Origin of the sequence: Streptomyces sp. NPDC046805, from assembly GCF_040645355.1 — a bacterium.
In the GTDB taxonomy this organism is placed as follows: Bacteria; Actinomycetota; Actinomycetes; order Streptomycetales; family Streptomycetaceae; genus Streptomyces.
The window spans coordinates 164,399-184,755 of record NZ_JBEYYC010000014.1; the positions used below are offsets into that span (position 1 = coordinate 164,399).

General features: G+C 71.3%; 21 protein-coding genes and 1 riboswitch. Of the genes, 9 read left to right on the forward strand and 12 right to left on the reverse strand.

Annotated features, from left to right (window positions below; all coding sequences use genetic code 11):
- Both ABZ910_RS17510 and ABZ910_RS17515 read right to left on the reverse strand, forming a co-directional pair.
- Entirely contained in the window at positions 1-699 is a 699-nt protein-coding gene (locus ABZ910_RS17510) for a copper homeostasis protein CutC (protein WP_361365227.1), read from the reverse strand.
- Positions 700-808: 109 nt separating this feature from the next.
- Entirely contained in the window at positions 809-1,486 is a 678-nt protein-coding gene (locus ABZ910_RS17515; RefSeq protein WP_361365230.1) for a maleylpyruvate isomerase family mycothiol-dependent enzyme, read from the reverse strand.
- 91 nt (positions 1,487-1,577) lie between these two features.
- Here ABZ910_RS17515 and ABZ910_RS17520 point away from each other — a divergent pair, with 91 nt between their 5' ends.
- A complete protein-coding gene (locus ABZ910_RS17520) occupies positions 1,578-2,249 on the forward strand; it encodes a hypothetical protein (protein ID WP_361365233.1) in 672 nt (223 codons plus the stop codon).
- A 10-nt stretch (positions 2,250-2,259) separates the two neighbouring features.
- Positions 2,260-3,336 (forward strand): GNAT family N-acetyltransferase, encoded by a 1,077-nt coding sequence (locus tag ABZ910_RS17525; RefSeq protein WP_361365236.1) that lies wholly within the window; start codon positions 2,260-2,262, stop codon positions 3,334-3,336.
- Here ABZ910_RS17525 and ABZ910_RS17530 read toward each other — a convergent pair.
- Positions 3,309-3,605, reverse strand: a complete 297-nt coding sequence (locus tag ABZ910_RS17530) for a DUF4031 domain-containing protein (RefSeq protein WP_361365238.1) — start codon at positions 3,603-3,605, stop codon at positions 3,309-3,311. The two genes, ABZ910_RS17525 and ABZ910_RS17530, sit on opposite strands and share 28 nt — an antisense overlap.
- Before the next feature lie 7 nt (positions 3,606-3,612).
- Positions 3,613-4,020, reverse strand: a complete 408-nt coding sequence (locus ABZ910_RS17535) for a hypothetical protein (RefSeq protein ID WP_361365241.1) — start codon at positions 4,018-4,020, stop codon at positions 3,613-3,615.
- A 55-nt stretch (positions 4,021-4,075) separates the two neighbouring features.
- Between ABZ910_RS17535 and ABZ910_RS17540 the strand changes: the two genes are divergently transcribed.
- From ABZ910_RS17540 to ABZ910_RS17555, 4 genes are all read left to right on the forward strand, one after another.
- Positions 4,076-4,996, forward strand: coding sequence for a MurR/RpiR family transcriptional regulator (locus tag ABZ910_RS17540; protein WP_361365244.1), 921 nt, complete (start codon positions 4,076-4,078; stop codon positions 4,994-4,996).
- Between the two features lie 144 nt (positions 4,997-5,140).
- On the forward strand, positions 5,141-6,076 hold the full coding sequence (gene murQ / locus ABZ910_RS17545) for an N-acetylmuramic acid 6-phosphate etherase (protein ID WP_361365247.1): 936 nt from the start codon (positions 5,141-5,143) through the stop codon (positions 6,074-6,076).
- A gap of 16 nt (positions 6,077-6,092) precedes the next feature.
- Positions 6,093-7,514, forward strand: coding sequence for a PTS transporter subunit EIIC (locus ABZ910_RS17550; RefSeq protein ID WP_361365250.1), 1,422 nt, complete (start codon positions 6,093-6,095; stop codon positions 7,512-7,514).
- Positions 7,511-8,092 carry a hypothetical protein gene (locus tag ABZ910_RS17555; protein ID WP_361365253.1) on the forward strand — a complete coding sequence of 194 codons (582 nt, stop codon included), beginning with the start codon at positions 7,511-7,513 and terminating at the stop codon, positions 8,090-8,092. Before ABZ910_RS17550 ends, ABZ910_RS17555 begins: the two co-directional genes overlap by 4 nt.
- Before the next feature lie 10 nt (positions 8,093-8,102).
- Here ABZ910_RS17555 and ABZ910_RS17560 read toward each other — a convergent pair whose 3' ends face one another.
- Positions 8,103-8,489 carry a YrdB family protein gene (locus ABZ910_RS17560; protein ID WP_361365256.1) on the reverse strand — a complete coding sequence of 129 codons (387 nt, stop codon included), beginning with the start codon at positions 8,487-8,489 and terminating at the stop codon, positions 8,103-8,105.
- A gap of 105 nt (positions 8,490-8,594) precedes the next feature.
- On the opposite strand from ABZ910_RS17560, the gene ABZ910_RS17565 reads away from it, so the two are divergent.
- A complete protein-coding gene (locus tag ABZ910_RS17565; RefSeq protein WP_361365258.1) occupies positions 8,595-9,353 on the forward strand; it encodes a DUF899 family protein in 759 nt (252 codons plus the stop codon).
- Positions 9,354-9,428: 75 nt separating this feature from the next.
- Here the strand turns inward: ABZ910_RS17565 and ABZ910_RS17570 are convergent, their stop codons facing one another.
- The 6 genes from ABZ910_RS17570 to thrC all read right to left on the reverse strand — a co-directional run bounded on the left by ABZ910_RS17570 (position 9,429) and on the right by thrC (position 16,731).
- A complete protein-coding gene (locus ABZ910_RS17570; protein ID WP_361365260.1) occupies positions 9,429-10,553 on the reverse strand; it encodes an NADH:flavin oxidoreductase in 1,125 nt (374 codons plus the stop codon).
- Positions 10,554-10,764: 211 nt separating this feature from the next.
- Positions 10,765-12,438: a hypothetical protein gene (locus ABZ910_RS17575; RefSeq protein ID WP_361365263.1), complete on the reverse strand. Its 1,674-nt coding sequence runs from the start codon at positions 12,436-12,438 to the stop codon at positions 10,765-10,767.
- Between the two features lie 155 nt (positions 12,439-12,593).
- Positions 12,594-14,216, reverse strand: coding sequence for a chaperonin GroEL (groL, locus tag ABZ910_RS17580; protein WP_361365265.1), 1,623 nt, complete (start codon positions 14,214-14,216; stop codon positions 12,594-12,596).
- A gap of 304 nt (positions 14,217-14,520) precedes the next feature.
- Positions 14,521-14,724 (reverse strand): cold-shock protein, encoded by a 204-nt coding sequence (locus ABZ910_RS17585; protein ID WP_004986573.1) that lies wholly within the window; start codon positions 14,722-14,724, stop codon positions 14,521-14,523.
- 430 nt (positions 14,725-15,154) lie between these two features.
- The gene (locus ABZ910_RS17590) at positions 15,155-15,430 is read right to left on the reverse strand and encodes a MoaD/ThiS family protein (protein WP_361365268.1); all 276 of its coding nucleotides are present in this window, start codon (positions 15,428-15,430) and stop codon (positions 15,155-15,157) included.
- Positions 15,427-16,731, reverse strand: a complete 1,305-nt coding sequence (gene thrC, locus ABZ910_RS17595; RefSeq protein ID WP_361365270.1) for a threonine synthase — start codon at positions 16,729-16,731, stop codon at positions 15,427-15,429. Before thrC ends, ABZ910_RS17590 begins: the two co-directional genes overlap by 4 nt.
- An 18-nt stretch (positions 16,732-16,749) precedes the next feature.
- A riboswitch (SAM riboswitch) is annotated at positions 16,750-16,893 on the reverse strand.
- A gap of 159 nt (positions 16,894-17,052) precedes the next feature.
- Here thrC and ABZ910_RS17600 point away from each other — a divergent pair.
- Together ABZ910_RS17600 and ABZ910_RS17605 are read left to right on the forward strand one after the other, a co-directional pair.
- Positions 17,053-17,997, forward strand: a complete 945-nt coding sequence (locus ABZ910_RS17600; RefSeq protein ID WP_361365339.1) for a glucosyl-3-phosphoglycerate synthase — start codon at positions 17,053-17,055, stop codon at positions 17,995-17,997.
- 72 nt (positions 17,998-18,069) lie between these two features.
- Entirely contained in the window at positions 18,070-19,503 is a 1,434-nt protein-coding gene (locus tag ABZ910_RS17605) for a trehalose-6-phosphate synthase (protein WP_361365272.1), read from the forward strand.
- Here the strand turns inward: ABZ910_RS17605 and otsB are convergent.
- Complete coding sequence (otsB, locus tag ABZ910_RS17610) at positions 19,491-20,357, reverse strand: trehalose-phosphatase (protein WP_361365275.1); 867 nt, start codon at positions 20,355-20,357, stop codon at positions 19,491-19,493. The genes ABZ910_RS17605 and otsB overlap by 13 nt on opposite strands.

Genomic DNA, 20,357 nt, shown 5'->3' on the forward strand with positions numbered 1-20,357 from the left:
CTAAGCGGCTTCGCCGTCCAGCACCCCCCGCCACCGCGCGACCGCCTCCGCGGAGACCGGCCCGTCCCATCCGTCGGGGCGGGCCGCGCCGCCGATGTGGAAGGCCTCGATCCCGCCGTCCCTCAGGCGCGGTACATGATCGAGGCGCAGGCCGCCGCCGACGAGCATCCGCTGCTCGTACCCGGGCTTTCCGTCGAGCGCCGCCTCGGCGACCAGCGTGGCGATCCCCTCGTCCACGCCCCCGGCCGCACCCGCGGTCAGGTAGGTGTCCAGTCCGGGCAGGCCCGCCAGCCGTCTGCGCAGGGCGTCGCGGTCGGCGGCGCGGTCGATCGCCCGGTGGAAGGTCCAGCGGCAGCCGCCCAGCTCGGCGACGACCCGCTCCACGGCGGCCAGATCGACAGCCCCGTCCGCGCCGAGGAACCCGAGCACGAACTGGTCGGCGCCCGCCTCCCGCAGCTCGCCCGCCGCCCGCACCAGCCGGCCGAGGTCGCCCGCGGCGAACCCGTCCCTCAGCCGCAGCATCACGCGCAGGTCGATGTCGACGGCGGCGCGGATCCCGGCGAAGGTCCGGCACGACGGGGTCAGTCCGTCGGCCGCCATGTCGGTGACCAGCTCCAGCCGGTCCGCGCCTCCGGCCTGGGCGGCGACCGCGTCCTCGACGTCGAGGGCGATCACCTCCAGGACTGCACGCGTGCTCATACGACCCCTTCCGCCGGCGCTCCCTGAGCGACTACAGGTCTAGTCCAATCGGAAGGGTACGTCGGAAGGCCGCGGGCCGCGAGATCGCCGCCGTCGGCGCACGCTCGGTTCACCGGCCCCCGAACACGTTCAGCTCAGCGGCCTCCACCCCCGCCAGCTCGTACGACGCGTCCGGCAGCGGGCGTCCCGAGTAGAGGCGGACGAGCGTGGCGGCGTCCCCGATGAAGCGCGCCGGGGCCCGCGTCCCGCTGAGCTCCCCCAGCAGCAGCGGCTCGTCCATGTCGTCGAGGTCGGCGTGCAGCGGCAGATGGCCCTTCTCCCGTGTCACCCGCGCCAGCAGGGGGAGCGCGTACGGCAGTCCGTCCCCGGCGTAGGCACCCGGCTCACCGAAGGTCTCGCGCACGTCTCCGGCGTGCACCCACTCCCCCAGCGCGATGACGTCCAGCACGCCACCCGCCTCGGCGATGACCGGCCCGGCCTGCGTCATCCCGCGCTCCAGCTCGTCGACGACCTGCGCGTTGGTCCAGTCGGCCCGCTCGGCGATGTCCCGATCGTTCGACTCGGGCGAGAACACCCCCGTCTCGAACCGGCTCTCCAGCACCCTGATCAGCGCGGACGAACAGTGCGCGAGCACATCCCGCACCGTCCAGCCCGGACACGCGGCGGTCGCGAGCGCGAAGTCAGTGTCGGGCCGGGACCTGAGCAGCGTGATGAGGGCGTCCCGCTCGGCGGCCAGCAGTCGGCCGGGCAGTTCGGAGTCTCGTGGTGGTTCGTGTGTGTCGGCCATGCCGCCCACGCTAGGGCCTGTCCGCCGTACACGGCACGGCCCCGCCGGACACGCCGGGGACCCGGCGAGGCGAACGCGGGAGAATGACCCCATGGCCGAACTCGCCGACCTCGACGCCCTGCGCACCCGCTTCACCCGCGCCCTGGAAGGAGCCTGCGGCCCCGGCGGCGGCCCCGACCCGGCGCCGTACGCCGAGCGTCTCCTCGCCCGCTGGCAGGAGCCGCAGCGCCACTACCACACGCTCACGCACCTCACCGCCGTCCTCGACCACGTCGACGCGCTGGCGCAGTACGCGGACGACCCGGACGTCGTCCGCCTGGCCGTCTGGTTCCACGACGCCGTCTACCTGCCCGAGCGGTCCGAGAACGAGGAGCGGTCCGCCCGGCTCGCCGAGCGCGCCCTGACCGAGGCCGGCGTCCCGGCCGGGAAGGTCGCCGAGGTCGCCCGTCTGGTCCGGCTCACCGTCACCCACGACCCGGCCCCCGACGACCGCGACGGCCAGGTCCTGTGCGACGCCGACCTCGCGATCCTGGCCGCGTCCCCGTCCGCGTACGCGGCCTACACCGCGGCCGTCCGCGAGGAGTACCACTTCGTCCCGAACGACGCCTTCCGGGCGGGCCGCGGCGCGATCCTGCGTCAACTCCTCGACCTGCCCAGGCTGTTCAGAACGCCGTACGGCGAGGCGAAATGGACGGCGACGGCCCGCTACAACATGGCCTCCGAGCTGGAAATGCTGTCGACCCCGACAGACCCGGCCGCATAGGGTGCGCCCCATGCGTGCATGGGGTGGGGACCAGGTGGAGGAGGCCGTCGCGGACTGCGTGGCGGTGCTGGGTACGGCGGCGGACCGGGACTGGGACGCGGTGAAGGCCGGTCGCCTGGAGTGGAGTTGCGCCACCACGGCGTTCCACATCGCCGAGGATCTCGTCGCCTACGCCGGCCAGCTGGCCGGACGCGCCCAGGACGACTACGTGCCCTTCCAGATCACCCTCGACGAAGGCACCGGCACCACGGGCCTGCTGCAGGTGATCGAGACGGGCGGCGCCCTGCTCGCCGCCGCCGTCCGCACGGCCCCGCCCGAGGCGCGCGCCTTCCACCCGTACCCCTTCCGCAGCGCGGACCGCGAGGGCTTCGCCGCGATGGGCATCGCCGAGGTGCTGCTGCACACGCACGACATCGCCGTGGGCCTGGGGCTCGCATACGCCCCGTCCGACGAGCTCGCCGAGTCCGTCCTGATGCGGCTCTTCCCGCACGTCCAGCCCGGCCCGGGCCCCTGGCGGACGCTGCTGTGGGCGACCGGCCGCGGCGAACTGCCCGGCCGCGCGCCGGTCACCGAGTGGCGCTGGACGAACAACCTCGTCCTGCCCGCCGACCGCCTCACCCTGGTCGGCGTCCGGCCCGCCGCCGCCCGCGACCTGCGCCTGGACGGCGACGGCGGCTTCACGTGGGTCGACGGCGGCCCGTACGAGGGCACGCGGGACGCCGCCGGGATGGTTCTGAAGGCGTACGACGGGGGCGTGCACCGACCCGAGTTCGGGGTCTTCGTCCTCGTCCGGCACGAGGACGGCCGCGCCGTCGGCGCCATGGGCTTCCACGGCGCCCCGGACGAGGAGGGCCGCGTGGAGCTGGGCTACGACCTCGCCGAGGCGGCCCGCGGCCGGGGCTACGCCACCGAGGCCCTGCGCGCGCTGTCGCGGTGGGCGCTGGCACGGGACGACGTACGGAGCATGTTCGCGACCATCGCGCGGGACAACACCGCGTCCCGGGCGGTGGTCTCACGGGCCGGCTTCCGGCAGGCGGGCGAGGACGAGGAGCACCTCGTCTACGAACTGCGGCCCGGCACTCCCTGACCGCGTACCACACGTCCCTTGGGCCTGCGCAGCCCCGAGTCGTGCAGCAGCCGCACCACCTCGCGGCTGCTGACCTCGACCGCCCCGGCGGCCACCGCGTCCGCGTATCGGTGCGAGGGAAGGTCGTAGTGATCGCGCTCGAAGGCCCGCCGCGGCACGTCCAACCCGGCGGCGAACAGGTGAAGTTCGTCGTACGAGACGTCGCTCACGAGATGCGACCACAGGCGCCCGTGGCCGGGCCAGGCCGGGGGGTCGATGTAGACCGTCACGGGCGCCTCACGAGAACGAGTTCCCGTCCGCGCCCCCGTCCGCGTCGAAACCCGTCGCCTGCCCCAGCGAACCGACCGCCGCGACCTTCACGCCCGCCTTCCCGCACACCCAGTGCGGGTCGGGCCCGAGCTCCGGCTCGACGTCCAGCGCGTGCGGGTCGCCGGAGCCGCACACCGGGCACAGCGGCCAGCGCCCGTACCGTTCGAGGAGGGCGTCCTGCACGTCCTGCGCGACCAGTCCCGCCACGAACCCGGCGCCGTCCGGCCACTGCTCGACCCACCAGCGTCGCTGGACGACCGCGTCCTCGACCAGTGAGACCACGTCCGCGTGGGCGACATCGCCCGCGACGAGATCGGCGAGCACGAGGGCGCGCGCATGGTGCAGCGCTTGTTCCAGGGGACTTACGGGCTCCATGGTCCCATTGTGCGCGCTCTTGACCCCGACGCCGAGCCGAAAATATCTTTCATACGTGACCCAGGACGTGAAGGAAATTTTCGGACCCGGGAACGCTCCCCCGGCGCCCGCCGCCCTTGCCGCCAAGGTGCGCACCCTCGCCCCCTCCATGACCCGCTCCATGCACCGCGTCGCCGAGGCCGTCGCGCACGACCCGGCCGGCTGCGCCGCCCTCACGGTCACCGGCCTGGCCGAACTCACCGGCACCAGCGAGGCCACGGTCGTCCGCACCGCCCGCCTGCTCGGCTACCCCGGCTACCGCGACCTGCGCCTCGCCCTGGCCGGCCTCGCCGCCCAGCAGCAGTCCGGCCGCGCGCCCGCCCTCACGACCGACATCGCGGTCGACGACCCGATCGCCGACGTGGTCGCCAAGCTCGCCTACGACGAGCAGCAGACCCTCGCCGACACGGCCGCCGGCCTCGACACCGCGCAGCTCGGCGCGGCGGTCGCCGCGCTGGCCGGGGCCCGGCGCACGGACGTGTACGGCATCGGCGCATCGGGCCTCGTCGCCCAGGACCTCACCCAGAAGCTGCTGCGCATAGGGCTGATAGCGCACGCCCACAGCGATCCGCACCTCGCCGTGACCAACGCGGTGCAGCTGCGCGCCGGGGACGTGGCGATAGCGATCACGCACTCCGGCTCGACCGGGGACGTCATAGAGCCGCTCCGGGTCGCCTTCGAACACGGGGCGACGACCGTCGCCATCACCGGGCGCCCGGACTCGCCGGTGGCCCAGTACGCCGACCACGTGCTGACCACGTCCACGTCCCGGGAGAGCGAGCTGCGGCCCGCCGCGATGTCCTCGCGGACCAGTCAACTGCTGGTGGTGGACTGCCTGTTCATCGGGGTGGCGCAGCGGACGTACGAATCGGCTGCGCCGGCTCTGGCCGCGTCCTATGAGGCCTTGGCGCACAGGCACCGGTCTGCTCCGCGATAGACCGTAGGACCGATCGTTGTGAGGATCTGCGGGTCCGTTGCGGCTGGTCGCGCCCACGCGGCGGAGCCGCAGATCGAAACAGTCCCGCGCCCCCAGGCGAGCCACAGCGCCCGTATCAAGAGGAAACCGGAGAGTGCCGCCCCCATGACCTCCACGTCCGACCCCCGTGATCTGCGCAGCGAGTTGGAGACCCTGACCACCGAGGCCTTCCGGCCCGAACTCGCCGAGATCGACCGGCTGCCCACCCTCGACATCGCGCGGCTGATGAACGCCGAGGACACGGCCGTACCCGCCGCCGTGGCCGAGAGGCTGCCGCAGATCGCCGCCGCGATCGACGCCGTCGCCGCACGCATGGCACGCGGCGGGCGGCTGATCTACGCCGGCGCGGGCACCGCGGGCCGCCTCGGCGTCCTGGACGCCTCTGAGTGCCCGCCCACCTTCAACACCGACCCCGCCCAGGTCGTCGGCCTGATCGCGGGCGGCCCACCGGCCATGGTCACCTCGGTCGAGGGCGCGGAGGACTCCGCGGACCTGGCCGTCAAGGACCTCGACGGGCTGGGCCTGACCCCCGACGACACGGTGGTCGGCGTCTCGGCCTCCGGCCGCACCCCGTACGCCATCGGCGCCGTCGAACACGCCCGCACCCTCGGCGCCCTGACCGTCGGTCTGGCCTGCAACGCGGACAGCGCCCTCGCGGCGGCGGCCGAGCACGGCATCGAGGTCGTCGTCGGCCCGGAACTGCTCACCGGCTCCACCCGCCTGAAGGCCGGCACGGCCCAGAAGCTGGTCCTCAACATGCTGTCGACGATCACGATGATCCGCCTGGGCAAGACGTACGGGAACCTGATGGTCGACGTCCGCGCCTCGAACGACAAGCTCCGCGCCCGTTCCCGCCGTATCGTCGCCCTGGCCACGGGCGCGACGGACGACGAGATCGAGACGGCCATCTGCGCGGCGGGCGGCGAGGTGAAGAACGCGATCCTCACCATCCTGGCCGGTGTCGACGGCCCGACGGCCGCCCGCCTTCTGGAGGAGAGCGACGGCCATCTGCGCGCCGCGCTGGCAGCGGCGACCGGCTGAGCCGCACCCTCGGGGAGTGCGCACACCGGACAGCAGGAACAACACGGACAGCATCGCCGCCGAGGCGATCCTCCCCCTCGTGGGCGGCCCCGCGAACGTCGTCTCCGTCGCCCACTGCATGACCCGCCTCCGGCTGGGCCTGCGGGACCGCGGCCTGGTCCGGGAGGAGGCGCTGCGCGCACTCCCCGCCGTGCTCGGCGTCGTGGCGGACGACGAGACGTACCAGATCGTCCTCGGGCCGGGCACGGTCGCCCGCGTCACCCCCGCCTTCGAGGCGCTGCTGACCGCCGCCGCCCCGGCCGCCGATCAACTGGCGGCCAAGGGCGAGGAGTTGAAGGCGGTCCAGCGTCGGCGCAACGCGACACCCGGCAAGATCCTGCTGCGCCGCATCGCGAACGTCTTCGTCCCCCTCATCCCCGCCCTCATCGGCTGCGGCGTGATCGCGGGTCTGGCCGGCCTCCTCACCAACCTCGGCTGGCTGCCGGGGCTCACCCCGGCCCTCACCTCCATCGCCTCCGGTTTCATGGCGCTGATCCCGGTCTTCGTCGGCTACAACACGGCGAAGGAGTTCGGCGGAACGCCCGTCCTGGGCGGGGCGATCGCGGCGGTCGTCGTGTACGCCGGGGTGGCGAAGGTGACGGTGTTCGGCATGGCCGCGGCCCCCGGCCAGGGCGGCGCGCTCGGCGCACTGGCGGCCGCGCTGCTGGGGACGTACGTGGAGAAGTGGTGCCGCGGCCGTCTCCCGGACGCCCTCGACGTCCTGGTCACCCCCACCCTCACCGTCCTGTTCACGGGCCTCGTCACGCTCTACGGCCTGATGTACGCGGCGGGCGAGCTCTCGGCGGCCATCGGCACGGCGGCGAACTGGCTGCTCGACAACACAGGAGTCCTCGCCGGACTAATCCTGGGCGGGCTCTTCCTCCCCCTGGTCATGCTGGGCCTGCACCAGGCCCTCATCCCCATCCACACCACCCTGATCGAGCAGCAGGGCTACACGGTCCTGCTCCCCATCCTGGCGATGGCGGGCGCGGGCCAGGTGGGCGCGGCCCTGGCCGTCTACGTCCGCCTGCGCCACGACACGTCCCTGCGTACGACGATCAAGTCGGCGCTCCCCGCAGGGTTGCTGGGCGTCGGCGAGCCCCTGATCTACGGCGTCTCCCTCCCCCTGGGCCGCCCCTTCCTCACGGCCTGCGCGGGCGGCGCGGCGGGCGGTGCCTTCGTCGGGTTCTTCTCGATGCTCGGCGACAAGGTCGGTTCCACCGCCATCGGCCCGTCGGGCTGGGCCCTGTTCCCCCTCCTGTCGGGCAACCGGAGCCCGGCCCTTGCCGCGGCGATCTACGCGGGCGGCCTGCTCACGGGGTACGTGGTCGGCTTCGCGGCCACCTTCTTCTACGGCCTGGCAGGGCTGTCGGCTCCCCGTGCGAAGCTGGACCCATGAACCACGCACAGCTGACCGCCCTGGGCCGGGCCCTGCGCCTGCTCGGCGAGCACGGGGAAGCCCTGACCGCCGACACGCCCGACGCGAGGCTGCACGAGGTCAAGGCGGACCTGAAGCGTGCCCTGGACCTGCTCGACGAGTCGGTGGCGACGTCGGCGCCCGCGACCCGCTGCCCCGAGCACCCGAACGGGCCGGTGGACAAGGACGCCCCGGACCTGTGCCTGCTCTGCGAGACCCGCCGCCGCACGGCCCGCCGCACCGCGGTAGCCGACACCTACGCCCGCCCCCGCACCCCGGCCGAGTCCCCCGACCGCACCCAGTCCCGCTACGGCCTCAGCGCCGACCGCCCCCAGCCCCAGCAGCGCTGGCTCCCGGAGGTCTGGAACGGCCAGTCCTGGCAGCTGTGCGGCACCCCACGCCGCGACCGCCAGGAGGCCGAGCGCTACCTGTCCGCCGAGCGCCGAGCCCCCCGCTCGGGCATGGCCTACCGCCTGGTCCACGAGTTCACCGACTACGAGGTGCTGCGCGTCTGGGGCACACCGGTGCGGGTGGACATCGAGCCGATGGGGAACCTGTAGAGGTCGGCCGTCAGGTGGACGGAGTGCCGCGGAAGACCTCGGCCACCGTCGTGTTCGCGACCACGACAACAGCCATGACCACTGCGGCCACTGGATGATCGACCCCGTACAGAGCCACCGCCCCACCGCCCAGCACCACCGCCTTGACGACGAGCACGAGCGGCAGCCGCGGGCGCAACCGCGCCCTCGGCGCCGCGAACAAGGACCACAGGACGATCGCCAGGGCGGGGATTCCCAGGCCGAGCAAAGCGTGCAGGACCGCACCGCGGCCGACGGTGAACCCCCACCACCCCAGGCAGCCCAGCGCCGCCAACTCCAGCAGGAACGCCAGCAGTTCGTTGGCGACGTACCACGACCGCTCGTCGATCACGGCCTCGGCACCCGGATCTCTCGGCATGACGTCCCCTCACTGCGTCGGCAAGGCACAGCATGACAAGGGCGACCATGTCCGGCCTACACCGTTGCCCGATGAGTTTCTGCCGACCGCCAGGTCAGTACGGGCATGACTGCCATGAACAAGCCGCCAGTTGTCGCCCGCTCCAAGTGGCTGGCCTCGATCGACTCCCTGCGCGCCCGGGAGAAGGCTCACACCCGGGAGGGCGATGCGATAGCCGCTGCACGACGACGGCTGCCCATGACCGAGGTCGACCCGTCGACTCCGCTCGTCGGAGCCGACGGGAAGGTCCCCCTGATCGACGTCTTCGAGGGCCGTACCCAGCTGTTCGCGTCGTATCACATGTGGCACGACGGCCGCCCCGCCGCCGACCAGTGCGAGGGCTGCACCTTCTTCACCGGCTCGGTCCGCGAACTGTCCTGTCTGCACCAGCGCGACGTCACTTTCGCCGCCTTCTGCCAGGGCCCCTTCGAGGAGTCCGACCGCTACCGCCGCTTCATGGGGTGGGACATGCCCTGGTACTCCGTGCCCGTCGAGTCGCACGAACGGCTCGTCGCCGGCCGCCACTTCGGAATGAAGGCGTGCTACCTGCGCGACGGGGACCGCGTCTACGAGACGTACTGGACCACCGGCCGAGGGGTCGAACCCATGGCGCCGTCCTACGGCATCCTCGACATGACCGTCCACGGGCGGCAGGAGACCTGGGAGGACTCCCCGGCGGGCTGGCCGCAGCCGTATGAAACCCGTGGCCAGCAGTTCCGTATGAACGGACGACCGACCGCGCAATGGTCCCGGATCGCCGCCGGGCACGACGACGAACTCCACGGCGAAGAACCCGGCACGGGCGGCTCGGGCTGCTGCGGCTGACCCCGGACAGCGCGTGGGTGGCACCCCATCGACCCCGGGGTGCCGCCCACGTACAGACTCACGTACCGAGTGACGTCAGCTCAGCGAGCGCAGCGCCCCCGCGTCGTAGGCCGCCAGCTCGTCGAACCGTCCGCCCAGGACCTTCGCCGCCCACTGCGGGTCCTGGAGCAGGGCGCGGCCGACGGCGACCATGTCGAACTCGTCGCGCTCCAGGCGGTCCAGGAGGTTGTCGATGTTGGCCGCCGGGGCGCCCTCGCCCGCGAAGGCCTGGATGAAGTCGCCGTCCAGGCCGACCGAGCCGACGGTGATGGTGGGCTTGCCCGTCAGCTTCTTCGTCCAGCCCGCGAGGTTGAGGTCCGAGTCCTCGAACTCGGGCAGCCAGTAGCGGCGGGTGGAGGCGTGGAAGGCGTCGACGCCGGCCGCCGCGAGCGGGGAGAGGAGCGCGTCCAGCTCCTCCGGGGTCTCGGCGAGGCGGGCCTTGTAGTCCTGCTGCTTCCACTGGGAGTAGCGGAAGAGGACCGGGAACTCGGGGGAGACCGCCGAGCGGACCGCGGCCACGATCTCCGCCGCGAACTTCGTACGGGCCACCGGGTCGCCGCCGTACGCGTCCGTGCGGCGGTTGGTGCCCGCCCACAGGAACTGGTCGACGAGGTAGCCGTGGGCGCCGTGGATCTCGACGCCGTCCATGCCGATGCGCTCCGCCGCGGCGGCGGCCTCCGCGAAGGCGGCGATCACGTCGTCCAGGTCCTGCTGGGTCATGGTCTTGCCGGTGGGCTCCGCCCCCTCGGCGGCGAGGCCGGACGGGCCGACGGCGGGGGCGCCCGGGAACGGCGAGGTGTCGCTCGCCCGGTCCGTGATGCCGACGTGCCACAGCTGCGGCACGATCGTGCCGCCCGCCGCGTGCACGGCCTCGGCGACCTTCGACCAGCCTGCCAGCTGCTCCTCGCCGTGGAAGCGCGGGACGCGGCCGCTGAATCCCGCCGACTCGTGGCCGACGTAGGTGCCCTCGGTGACGATCAGACCGACGCCCGCGGCGGAGCGGCGGGAGTAGTACGACACCACGTCCTCGCCGGGGATGCCGCCCGGGGAGAACTGGCGGGTCATCGGGGCCATCACGATGCGGTTCGGAACGGTCAGGCCGTTCACGGAGACCGGGCGGGACAGGATCTCTGCTGCGCGGGTCGCGGCGGGGGCAGTCACGGCAGGGGGCTCCTCGGGAAGGGTTCGGTCAGCCGGGCATTCCAGACAGTATGTGCGCACGCATTTACCGTCCCTCAGCATCAACCGGACCCTCTGGCATGACATTCCGCCGTCCCGCGATCCCCTCCTGTGACTCCGGCCACGTCCGAGGGCGGTACTCCCCCGCTGTCGCCGGGGAGTACCGCCCTCGCAAGAGAGAAAAAGGGGACGGCTACGGCTGTGCCGCGATGCTGCTCAGCTTGTGGGCGTAGAGCACCCGGCCGCACTGGGACGGTTCGACGAACCCGCCGCCCACGTACGGGTCGGTGGGATCGTCGTAGCAGCTCGGGTCCTCGAAGTTCTCCCGGTGCTCGGTGACCGACCACAGCAGCGGCGCGGCGCCGGTGGCGGTGCCGTGCTCGACGTACATGTCCTCAGGACCGACGGCGGTCGGGATCTCGTTGCCGTTGGTGAGCAGCGAGCCGCCGGTGATGGTGGCGCGCCAGAGGCTGCCGCTGTCGTAGAGGTGACTCTGGTTCAGATAGAACTTGCCCTGGTACTTCGCGGCGCCCTGGTTGCCGTCCTTGGGCAGGAAGTTGCCCCATGCGGAGACGTCACTGATGCCGCCGCTGCTGCTGATCTCGCCCGTCGTGCCGTTCAGCGGGATGCCGGCGATGCGGCCGGTGGAGGGCTTGGACTGGTTGCTGTGGTCCTTGTCCTGACCGGGTCGGCAGTACTCGCCCATGACCAGCTCGTCGGGGGTGGTGCTGCGGTCCAGGGAGAGGTACGAGTCCTTCGGGGCGCCGATGTCCTCGCACCAGGTGATCGACGTGCCGTCCTGGTACTTGTTCTTGTTGTACTGGGGCTGCGCGAACTTCCAGGTGGCGACCTGAGGCATCACATAGCGGTAGCCGTAGCTGTACCAGACGTTGTTCTGCCGGCCGACCTGGCGGGTGTCCTGGACGTTGCTGGTGAGACCGTCCTGCGTGGGGTCGTCGACGGTCGCGTCCTGGTCGGGGTTGAGGTCCATGATGTCGCGCATGTCGAAGACCCGGATGCCCGCCATGGTGTCCGCGACGTACAGGTAGTTGCCGTACCAGACCATGCCGCCGGCGTGGATGCCCTTCTGCAGCGGGTCCTCGTCGGCGTGCACCGCGTCGAAGGAGATGTGGTTGAAGCTGTTGTAGTACGGCCAGACCAGCAGGACATGGCGGTATTTGTTGGTGTCCGGGTCGAGGAAGGTGATGCGGACACCCTTCTCGTTGCAGGAGTCCGGCTCGCTGGACTGACAGACGCCGTCGCCCTTGGTGCCGTCGGGCCAGTCGTTGTCCCGTCCCGGGTTCCAGGCGTCGTACGACCCGACGGTGATCGGGCGCTTGACGCCCCAGTACTCGTCGTCCTGCGCGTCGGAGACTCCGCTGACCGCCTGCGGGATCCACTCCTTGGTGGTGGCGTCGTCGCTCTGCCAGCAGTACTTCGTGGTGGGGGCGAGCGGGGTGCCGCGGTCGCCGGATCCGAAGGGGTCGGTGGTGCAGTCGATGCCGGTGGTGGCGGTGCGGTTGGCCTGGGTCATCAGGTCCTGCACGCCCTGCTTGTAGAGGGCGGCGTCCAGGTCCGCGATACGGCCGCTGAGGTCGCTGCCCTGGATCATCTGGAAGTCGGCGGGGTCGGTGGAGCCGCCCGGAGCGCCGAAGGTGTGCGGGTGCATGACGGTGCCCGGGTCCGCGTAGTCGGGCTTGGGCTCCTGGGTCCAGGTGCTGTTGTGACCGTGCCGCGGTGCGTGGGAGGAGTGCCGGGCCTTGGGTGTGTGGTCGTCCGCGTGCGCGGGCGAGGCGAGACCGGTGGCGGCGAGAGCGATGAGGGCGCAGGCCGTCAACCATCTGTGTCGGGTGGGTAGTTGAACCACTGTCATCTCCGTGAGTCCAGTTGCGGATGAGCGGAACTGGTGATTCAACAGAGGACAGTTGTCATGGGCAAGGCAATAATGCGCCGAGGGCGGCACCCCCTGTCGTCAGGGGGTGCCGCCCTCGGCAGCAGTGGACCGGGTCCGAGCCGTCAGGCTCAGAAGTCCATGTCACCGCCCGGCATGCCGCCCGGAGCGGCCGCGGCGGCCTTCTCCGGCTTGTCGGCGATGACGGCCTCGGTGGTGAGGAACAGCGCGGCGATGGAGGCGGCGTTCTGCAGCGCGGAACGGGTCACCTTCGCCGGGTCGATGATGCCCTCGGCGATCATGTCGACGTACTCGCCGGTGGCGGCGTTCAGGCCGTTGCCGACGGGCAGGTTGCGCACCTTCTCGACGACGACGCCACCCTCCAGGCCACCGTTGACGGCGATCTGCTTGAGCGGGGCCTCCAGGGCGAGCTTCACGGCGTTGGCGCCGGTCGCCTCGTCACCCTCCAGGTCGAGCTTGTCGAAGACCGGGGAGGTCTGGAGCAGGGCCACGCCACCGCCGGCGACGATGCCCTCCTCGACGGCCGCCTTGGCGTTGCGGACGGCGTCCTCGATGCGGTGCTTGCGCTCCTTGAGCTCCACCTCGGTGGCGGCACCGGCCTTGATGACCGCGACACCGCCGGCGAGCTTCGCCAGGCGCTCCTGCAGCTTCTCGCGGTCGTAGTCCGAGTCGCTGCCGTCGATCTCGGCGCGGATCTGGTTCACGCGACCCTGCACCTGCTCGGCGGAGCCGGCGCCGTCGACGATGGTGGTCTCGTCCTTGGTGACGACGACCTTGCGGGCGCGGCCCAGCAGGTCGAGACCGGCGTTCTCCAGCTTGAGGCCGACCTCCTCGGAGATGACCTCGCCGCCCGTGAGGATGGCGATGTCGCCGAGCATGGCCTTGCGGCGGTCACCGAAGCCCGGGGCCTTGACGGCGACGGACTTGAAGGTGCCGCGGATCTTGTTGACGACCAGGGTCGACAGGGCCTCGCCGTCAACGTCCTCGGCGATGATCAGCAGCGGCTTGCCCGACTGCATGACCTTCTCCAGCAGCGGGAGCAGGTCCTTCACCGAGGAGATCTTGCCGTTGTAGATGAGGATGTACGGGTCGTCGAGGACGGCCTCCATACGCTCCATGTCGGTCGCGAAGTACGCCGAGATGTAGCCCTTGTCGAAGCGCATGCCCTCGGTGAGCTCGAGCTCGAGACCGAAGGTCTGCGACTCCTCGACGGTGATGACGCCTTCCTTGCCGACCTTGTCCATGGCCTCGGCGATGAGGTCACCGATCTGGGTGTCGGCGGCGGAGATGGAGGCCGTGGAGGCGATCTGCTCCTTGGTCTCGACGTCCTTGGCCTGGTCGAGCAGGGCGGCGGAGACGGCCTCGACGGCCTTCTCGATACCGCGCTTGAGGGCCATCGGGTTGGCGCCGGCGGCTACGTTGCGCAGGCCTTCCTTGACCAGGGCCTGGGCGAGCACGGTCGCGGTGGTCGTACCGTCACCGGCGACGTCGTCCGTCTTCTTGGCGACTTCCTTGACCAGCTCGGCGCCGATCTTCTCGTACGGGTCCTCGAGCTCGATCTCCTTGGCGATGGAGACACCATCGTTGGTGATCGTGGGGGCGCCCCACTTCTTCTCGAGGACGACGTTGCGGCCCTTGGGACCGAGCGTCACCTTGACGGCGTCCGCGAGCTGGTTCATGCCGCGCTCGAGGCCGCGCCGCGCCTCCTCGTCGAACGCGATGATCTTGGCCATGTGAAGTGGTCCCTCCAGGACTGGGGGTGATTACTTCGGACCGCGCCCGCGCCCGCGACGGACGGCTCGCCGGCCTTGTGGTTCCTTGCCCCACCCGGCCTGCGGGCCTCACCGACCCGGTCCTTCATTGTCACTCTCACCTTCAGAGTGCTAACGCCAATGATTAGCACTCGGCATGGTCGAGTGCAAGCGGCTATGAGGGTTTGAGGGCGGTTCAGCCACGCGCGGCGGGCGCGGCGGCCGGCCCCCGGCATGACGAAGGGCCCGCACCCAGCCGGGTACGGGCCCTTCGCGACAAGAACGTTCAGGCGGTGACGCGAACCATGTCGGCCTGCGGGCCCTTCTGGCCCTGCGAGATCTCGAACTCGACCCGCTGGCCCTCTTCCAGGGTGCGGTAGCCGTCCATCTGAATCGCGCTGTAGTGGACGAAGACGTCCGCACCACCGTCGACCGCGATGAAGCCGTACCCCTTCTCCGCGTTGAACCACTTGACGGTGCCCTGAGCCATGCCTAACTCCCCTATTACTGGCCCTTGCACAGATCCGCACTTCGCGGATCCGGGTCAGACCTCACCCCTCACGCTTTGGGGGCGTGCGCCGGAACGCGTCGACCGCGGCTGAATGTATCTGCCCAACTGCCGTCTGCAACAGGTCAATCGGACGAGAATTCTGGACGCGTACGATCCGGAATGTGGCGAGAATTCACCGAAATTCAGGGCAAGTCGGGCCCCACAAAAGGAACAAATGCCGCGAAGAGCGCGCGCAGTTTGGCTACTTCTCGTCAGGTGTGCGGCAAGAATCCATGGCTTGCGCCCCGGAGATCGGGAACGCGTTCCCCAACTGTACCGCGCTCAATCACGCTGAATTGCCCCCTCCGTTTCTCTCACGGAGGGGGCAATGCGACGCACCATCGGTAACCGGAGTTACCAAAGGTAATGATCAACCGCCGGCGACCGCCGGAATGATGGAGACTCCCGCGCCGTCCGGGGTCACGGTCTGAAGGCCCTGCTCGAAACGGACGTCGTCGTCGTTGACGTACACGTTGACGAAGCGGCGCAGTTTGCCCTGGTCGTCGAGGACCCGGGCGGCGATGCCGGTGTGGTTCTTCTCCAGGTCGGCGATGACGTCGGCGAGGGTCGCGCCGTCGGCGTTCACCTCGGCCTCGCCGCCGGTGTAGGTGCGCAGGATGGTGGGAATGCGGACGGTCACGCTCATGCGAGGCCAGCCTCTCGGAAGGAGTCGAGGTTCGGGCGGATGGTCGCGGTCAGCCCGGTGCCGGCCACCGCGTCCAGGGTCTTGAGGCCGTCGCCGGTGTTGAGGACGACGGTCGTCTTCGTCGGGTCGAGCACGCCGCTGTCGATCAGCTTGCGGGTGACGCCCACCGTCACACCGCCCGCCGTCTCGGCGAAGATGCCCTCGGTCCGGGCGAGCAGCCTGATGGCGTCCACGATCTGCTCGTCCGTCACGTCCTCCACCCCGCCGCCGGTGCGGCGCGCGATGTCGAGGACGTAGGGGCCGTCGGCCGGGTTGCCGATGGCGAGGGACTTGGCGATGGTGTCCGGCTTCTGCGGGCGGACCACGTCGTGACCGGCCTTGAAGGCCGTCGACACCGGCGAGCAGCCCTCGGCCTGCGCGCCGAAGATCCGGTACGGCCGGTCCTCGACCAGCCCGAGCTCGATGAGCTCCTTCAGCCCCTTGTCGATCTTCGTGAGCTGGGAGCCGGAGGCGATGGGGACGACGATCTGGTCGGGCAGGCGCCAGCCGAGCTGCTCGCAGATCTCGTACGCGAGCGTCTTGGAGCCCTCCGCGTAGTACGGCCGGAGGTTGACGTTGACGAAGCCCCAGCCCTCGCCGGCCGGGTCGCCGATCAGCTCGGAGCAGAAGCGGTTCACGTCGTCGTAGTTGCCCTCGATGCCGACGAGGTCGCCGCCGTAGACCGCGGCCATGACGATCTTGCCCTGCTCCAGGTCGTGCGGGATGAACACGCAGGAGCGGAAGCCGGCCCGGGCCGCGGCGGCGCCCACCGCACCGGCCAGGTTGCCGGTCGAGGAGCAGGAGAGGGTGGTGAAGCCGAAGGCGCGGGCGGCCTCCAGGGCCTGGGCGACGACGCGGTCCTTGAAGGAGTGCGTCGGGTTGCCGGAGTCGTCCTTCACATACAACCCGCCGGTGACGCCGAGTTCACGGGCCAGGTTGTCGGCCTGGACGAGCTTGGTCCAGCCGGGGTTGATGTTGGGCTTGTCGGCCACGTCCGCCGGGACGGGGAGCAGGGGCGCGTAGCGCCAGATGTTCGCGGGGCCCGACTCGATGCGGCGGCGGAGTTCCTCGGTGTCGTACGCCGAGAAGTCGTACGCGATCTCGAGCGGGCCGAAGCACTCCTCGCAGGCGAAGACCGGACCCAGCGGCACGCGGTGCCCGCACTCGCGGCAGCTCAGGGCGGCGGCGGGGCCGAGGTCGACGGAATGATCGAGGGATCGCGTGGGGTTGGCAGTGGTGGAAACGACAGTCTGCACAGCCATGTGAGGCGAGGCCCTTTCTCCTCATCTTCCTCACGACGCATCTCGCCGTGAGACGGATTTGGCACCTTCCCAAGCCGGGAGCCTCGCTGGATAAGACGAGTACCGGCCGGAGGGTTGCCGGGGCTTCATCGGGCCGTGTCCCTCTGCCCCTCTGGATGAGCTGTATGCGGTTGTGAACGCCGGTGACCCCCGACATGCGATGGTCATCCGCGTTGTTCAAGACTGTAACCGAAGGCCAGGACAGTTGAGAGAGACGTCCGAACCGCGAGATGGATCACACGGGGCACAGGTGTGATCACGAACAGTGAGGATCCGCAGACCGTGCTGGAAGAAGTCGAGCGCTGGCTGAGCACCCGCTCCTGGTCCGTGACCGACCGGCCGCTCCACCAGATCCTGGCGGCCAAGCAGCGCACGGGGCAGTCGGTCTCCGTCGTGCTGCCCGCGCTCAACGAGGAGGAGACGGTCGGCGACATCGTCACCGTGATCCGCCACGACCTCGTGGAGCAGGCCCCGCTCGTCGACGAGATCGTCGTCGTCGACTCGGGATCCACCGACCGCACCTCCGAGGTGGCCGCCGCCGCGGGCGCGCGGGTCGTGCACCGCGACGAGATCCTGCCGCGCATACCCGCCGTGCCCGGCAAGGGCGAGGTGCTGTGGCGGTCGCTGCTGGTCACCACGGGGGACATCGTCTGCTTCATCGACGCGGACCTGAAGGAGTTCTCCTCCGACTTCGTCTCCGGGATCGTGGGCCCGCTGCTCACCGACCCGGAGGTGGACCTGGTCAAGGCGATGTACGACCGTCCGCTCGGCGGGGCGGCCGGGCAGGGCGGCCGGGTCACCGAGCTGATGGCCCGTCCGCTGCTGAACATGCACTGGCCGCAGCTGGCCGGGTTCGTGCAGCCGCTGGGCGGCGAGTACGCGGCGCGCCGCTCGCTCCTCGAGCAACTGCCGTTCCCCGTCGGATACGGCGTCGAGCTGGGCATGCTGGTCGACGCCCTGCACCTGGTGGGCCTGGACGCGCTGGCCCAGGTCGACGTGGGCGTGCGCAAGCACCGGCACCAGGACGGGCAGGCACTGGGCCGGATGGCAGCCGCGATCTATCGCACCGCACAGCTCCGGCTGGCCCGCGGGCATCTCGTCCGCCCGGCGCTCACCCAGTTCGAGCGGGGCGAGGAGGGCTTCGAGCCGCGCACCTACTCGGTGGACACCGAGGAGCGGCCGCCGATGGTGGAGATCGCGGAGTACGCCTCGCGCCGGGTGGCCTGATCGTTCGCGCGGCGGCTGTCGAGCGGCCGTATACGAGTTTGAGGGTTTACGGGCCGGGCTAGGTTGACGCGTATGGCTTCAACGCACGGTGCCGAGGTGCTGGTCGCGTCCAATCGCGGCCCGGTTTCGTACGAGGTGCGCGAGGACGGCGCGCTGCACGCCAAGCGGGGTGGCGGCGGGCTGGTCTCCGGGCTGTCGGCCATCGGGCCGCACACGGACGCGGTGTGGGTGTGCGCCGCGCTGAGCGACGCCGACCGGGAGGCCGTACGGCGCTCCCACGGCGGGCGGCGGCTGTCCGCGGACGTCACCGGCGGGCAGCAGGTGCGGATGCTCGACATCGACGCGACGGTCTACGCCGACGCATACAACGGGATCGCCAACTCCGTGCTGTGGTTCGTCCACCACATGCTCTACCAGACCCCGCTGGAGCCCGTCTTCGACGCGGAGTTCCGGCGGCAGTGGGCGTCGTACGAGGCCTACAACCGGGCGTTCGCCGAGGCGCTGGCCGAGGAGGCCGCCGACGGTGCGGAGGTCCTCGTGCAGGACTACCACCTGGCGCTGGTGCCCCGGATGCTCCGCCAGCTCCGTCCCGACCTGCGCATCGGGCACTTCTCACACACGCCCTGGGCGCCGCCGGAGTACTTCCGGCTGCTGCCGGACGACATCGCGGCCGAGCTGCTCGGCGGAATCCTGGGCGCGGACCGGGCGGCTTTCCTGACGCAGCGCTGGGCGGACGCGTTCACCGACTGCTGCCATGCCGTGCTCGGGCCCGGCATCCCCTCCGGCACCCGGATCGGGGTGCACGGCCTCGGCGCGGACGCGGACTTCCTGCGGGCGCGGGCGCACCGGCCGGACGTGACCGAGCGGATGGCGGCGCTGCGGGCCGAGATCGGCGAGGGGCGCAAGGCGATCGTCCGGGTCGACCGGACCGAGCTGTCCAAGAACATCGTGCGCGGACTGCTGGCGTACCGGCAGCTGCTGGAGGACCACCCGGAGTGGCGCGAGCGGGTGGTGCATCTGGCCTTCGCCTACCCGTCGCGGCAGGACCTGGCCGTGTACCGCGCCTACACGGCGGAGGTCCAGCGGCTCGCCGCGGAGATCAACGACCAGTACGGGACGCCGGGTTGGACGCCGGTGGTGCTGCACGTCAAGGACGACTTCGCGCGCTCGCTCGCCGCGTACCGGCTGGCGGACGTGGCGCTGGTCAACCCGATCCGGGACGGCATGAACCTGGTCGCCAAGGAGGTGCCGGTCGTCTCCGACGAGGGCTGCGCGCTGGTGCTCTCGCGGGAGGCGGGGGCGTACGAGGAGCTGGGCGAGGACGCGCTGACCGTCAATCCGTACGACGTCGTGGGTACGGCCCAGGCCCTGCACCGGGCGCTCACCATGCCGCACGACGAACGGGCCGAACGCACGAAGCGGCTGGCCGCGGCGGCGACGGCGCTTCCCCCGGCGCAGTGGTTCCTGGACCAGTTGCACGCCCTGGAGGACGATCAGTCCAGCTGATCGGCCAGCGCCTTCAGCAGGCGTACGACTCCTGCCGGGCCGTCGACCACCAGGTCGGCGCGCTCGGCGAGTTCGGTCACCTCGGAGCTGCCGCTGCACACGAGCAGGCCGGGGACGCCGTCGGAGCGGAGCTTGTCGACGGCGGCGTAGGCGGGCAGGTCGCCGAGGTCGTCGCCGGCGTACAGGACGGACGCGGCGCCGATCTCGCGCGCGTACTCCAGGAGGGCGGCGCCCTTGTCCATGCCGGGCGGGCGGAGTTCGAGGACCAGCCGGCCCGGCTCGACGATCAGGCCGTGCCGGGCGGCGAGGTCGGCGAGGGGTTCGCGGAGGGCCTCGTAGGCGGCCTGCGGGTCCTCGGCCCGGCGGGTGTGCACGGCGAGGGCGCGCCCCTTCTCCTCGATCCAGGTGCCGTGCCAGGCGCCGATCCGGTCGAGGAAGCCGGGCAGTTCCGCCCGTACGGCGGCGACGCCGGGGTGCGGGGCGGGGGCGCTGACCGTGGCGGTGACCGCGTCCCAGCGTTCGGCGCCGTAGTGGCCGAGGACGACGAGGTGCTCCAGCCCGGGCACGCCGGCGAAGCCTCCGTGCCGTACGGCGACCCCGGCGGGCCGTCCGGTGACCACGGCGACGGCGGCCACCTTCGGGGCGAGGGCGGCGAGCGCGGACACGGCGTCGGGGTGGGCGCGGGCCTGCTCCGGGTCGGCCACGATCGGCGCCAGCGTCCCGTCGAAGTCCAGCCCGATCACGGCGGAGCCCGGCCGTGCGAGCAGCGCCGCGAGCCCCTCCCGCCCGGCCTGGGTCACGGGCACCGGCAGCGCGCCCTCGGATCCGGTCGAGTCCGTCGTATGGGTACCCAT

Excerpts from the sequence above, each read along its gene's own strand:
- ABZ910_RS17605 (WP_361365272.1), top strand. The coding sequence starts at position 18,070 with ATGGCTTCAACGCACGGTGCCGAGGTGCTGGTCGCGTCCAATCGCGGC.
- ABZ910_RS17590 (WP_361365268.1), bottom strand. The coding sequence starts at position 15,430 with ATGAGCGTGACCGTCCGCATTCCCACCATCCTGCGCACCTACACCGGC.
- ABZ910_RS17525 (WP_361365236.1), top strand. The coding sequence starts at position 2,260 with ATGCGTGCATGGGGTGGGGACCAGGTGGAGGAGGCCGTCGCGGACTGC.
- ABZ910_RS17515 (WP_361365230.1), bottom strand. The coding sequence starts at position 1,486 with ATGGCCGACACACACGAACCACCACGAGACTCCGAACTGCCCGGCCGA.
- murQ (WP_361365247.1), top strand. The coding sequence starts at position 5,141 with ATGACCTCCACGTCCGACCCCCGTGATCTGCGCAGCGAGTTGGAGACC.
- thrC (WP_361365270.1), bottom strand. The coding sequence starts at position 16,731 with ATGGCTGTGCAGACTGTCGTTTCCACCACTGCCAACCCCACGCGATCC.
- ABZ910_RS17560 (WP_361365256.1), bottom strand. The coding sequence starts at position 8,489 with ATGCCGAGAGATCCGGGTGCCGAGGCCGTGATCGACGAGCGGTCGTGG.
- ABZ910_RS17535 (WP_361365241.1), bottom strand. The coding sequence starts at position 4,020 with ATGGAGCCCGTAAGTCCCCTGGAACAAGCGCTGCACCATGCGCGCGCC.
- ABZ910_RS17520 (WP_361365233.1), top strand. The coding sequence starts at position 1,578 with ATGGCCGAACTCGCCGACCTCGACGCCCTGCGCACCCGCTTCACCCGC.
- ABZ910_RS17555 (WP_361365253.1), top strand. The coding sequence starts at position 7,511 with ATGAACCACGCACAGCTGACCGCCCTGGGCCGGGCCCTGCGCCTGCTC.
- otsB (WP_361365275.1), bottom strand. The coding sequence starts at position 20,357 with ATGGGTACCCATACGACGGACTCGACCGGATCCGAGGGCGCGCTGCCG.
- groL (WP_361365265.1), bottom strand. The coding sequence starts at position 14,216 with ATGGCCAAGATCATCGCGTTCGACGAGGAGGCGCGGCGCGGCCTCGAG.
- ABZ910_RS17585 (WP_004986573.1), bottom strand. The coding sequence starts at position 14,724 with ATGGCTCAGGGCACCGTCAAGTGGTTCAACGCGGAGAAGGGGTACGGC.
- ABZ910_RS17510 (WP_361365227.1), bottom strand. The coding sequence starts at position 699 with ATGAGCACGCGTGCAGTCCTGGAGGTGATCGCCCTCGACGTCGAGGAC.
- ABZ910_RS17565 (WP_361365258.1), top strand. The coding sequence starts at position 8,595 with ATGACTGCCATGAACAAGCCGCCAGTTGTCGCCCGCTCCAAGTGGCTG.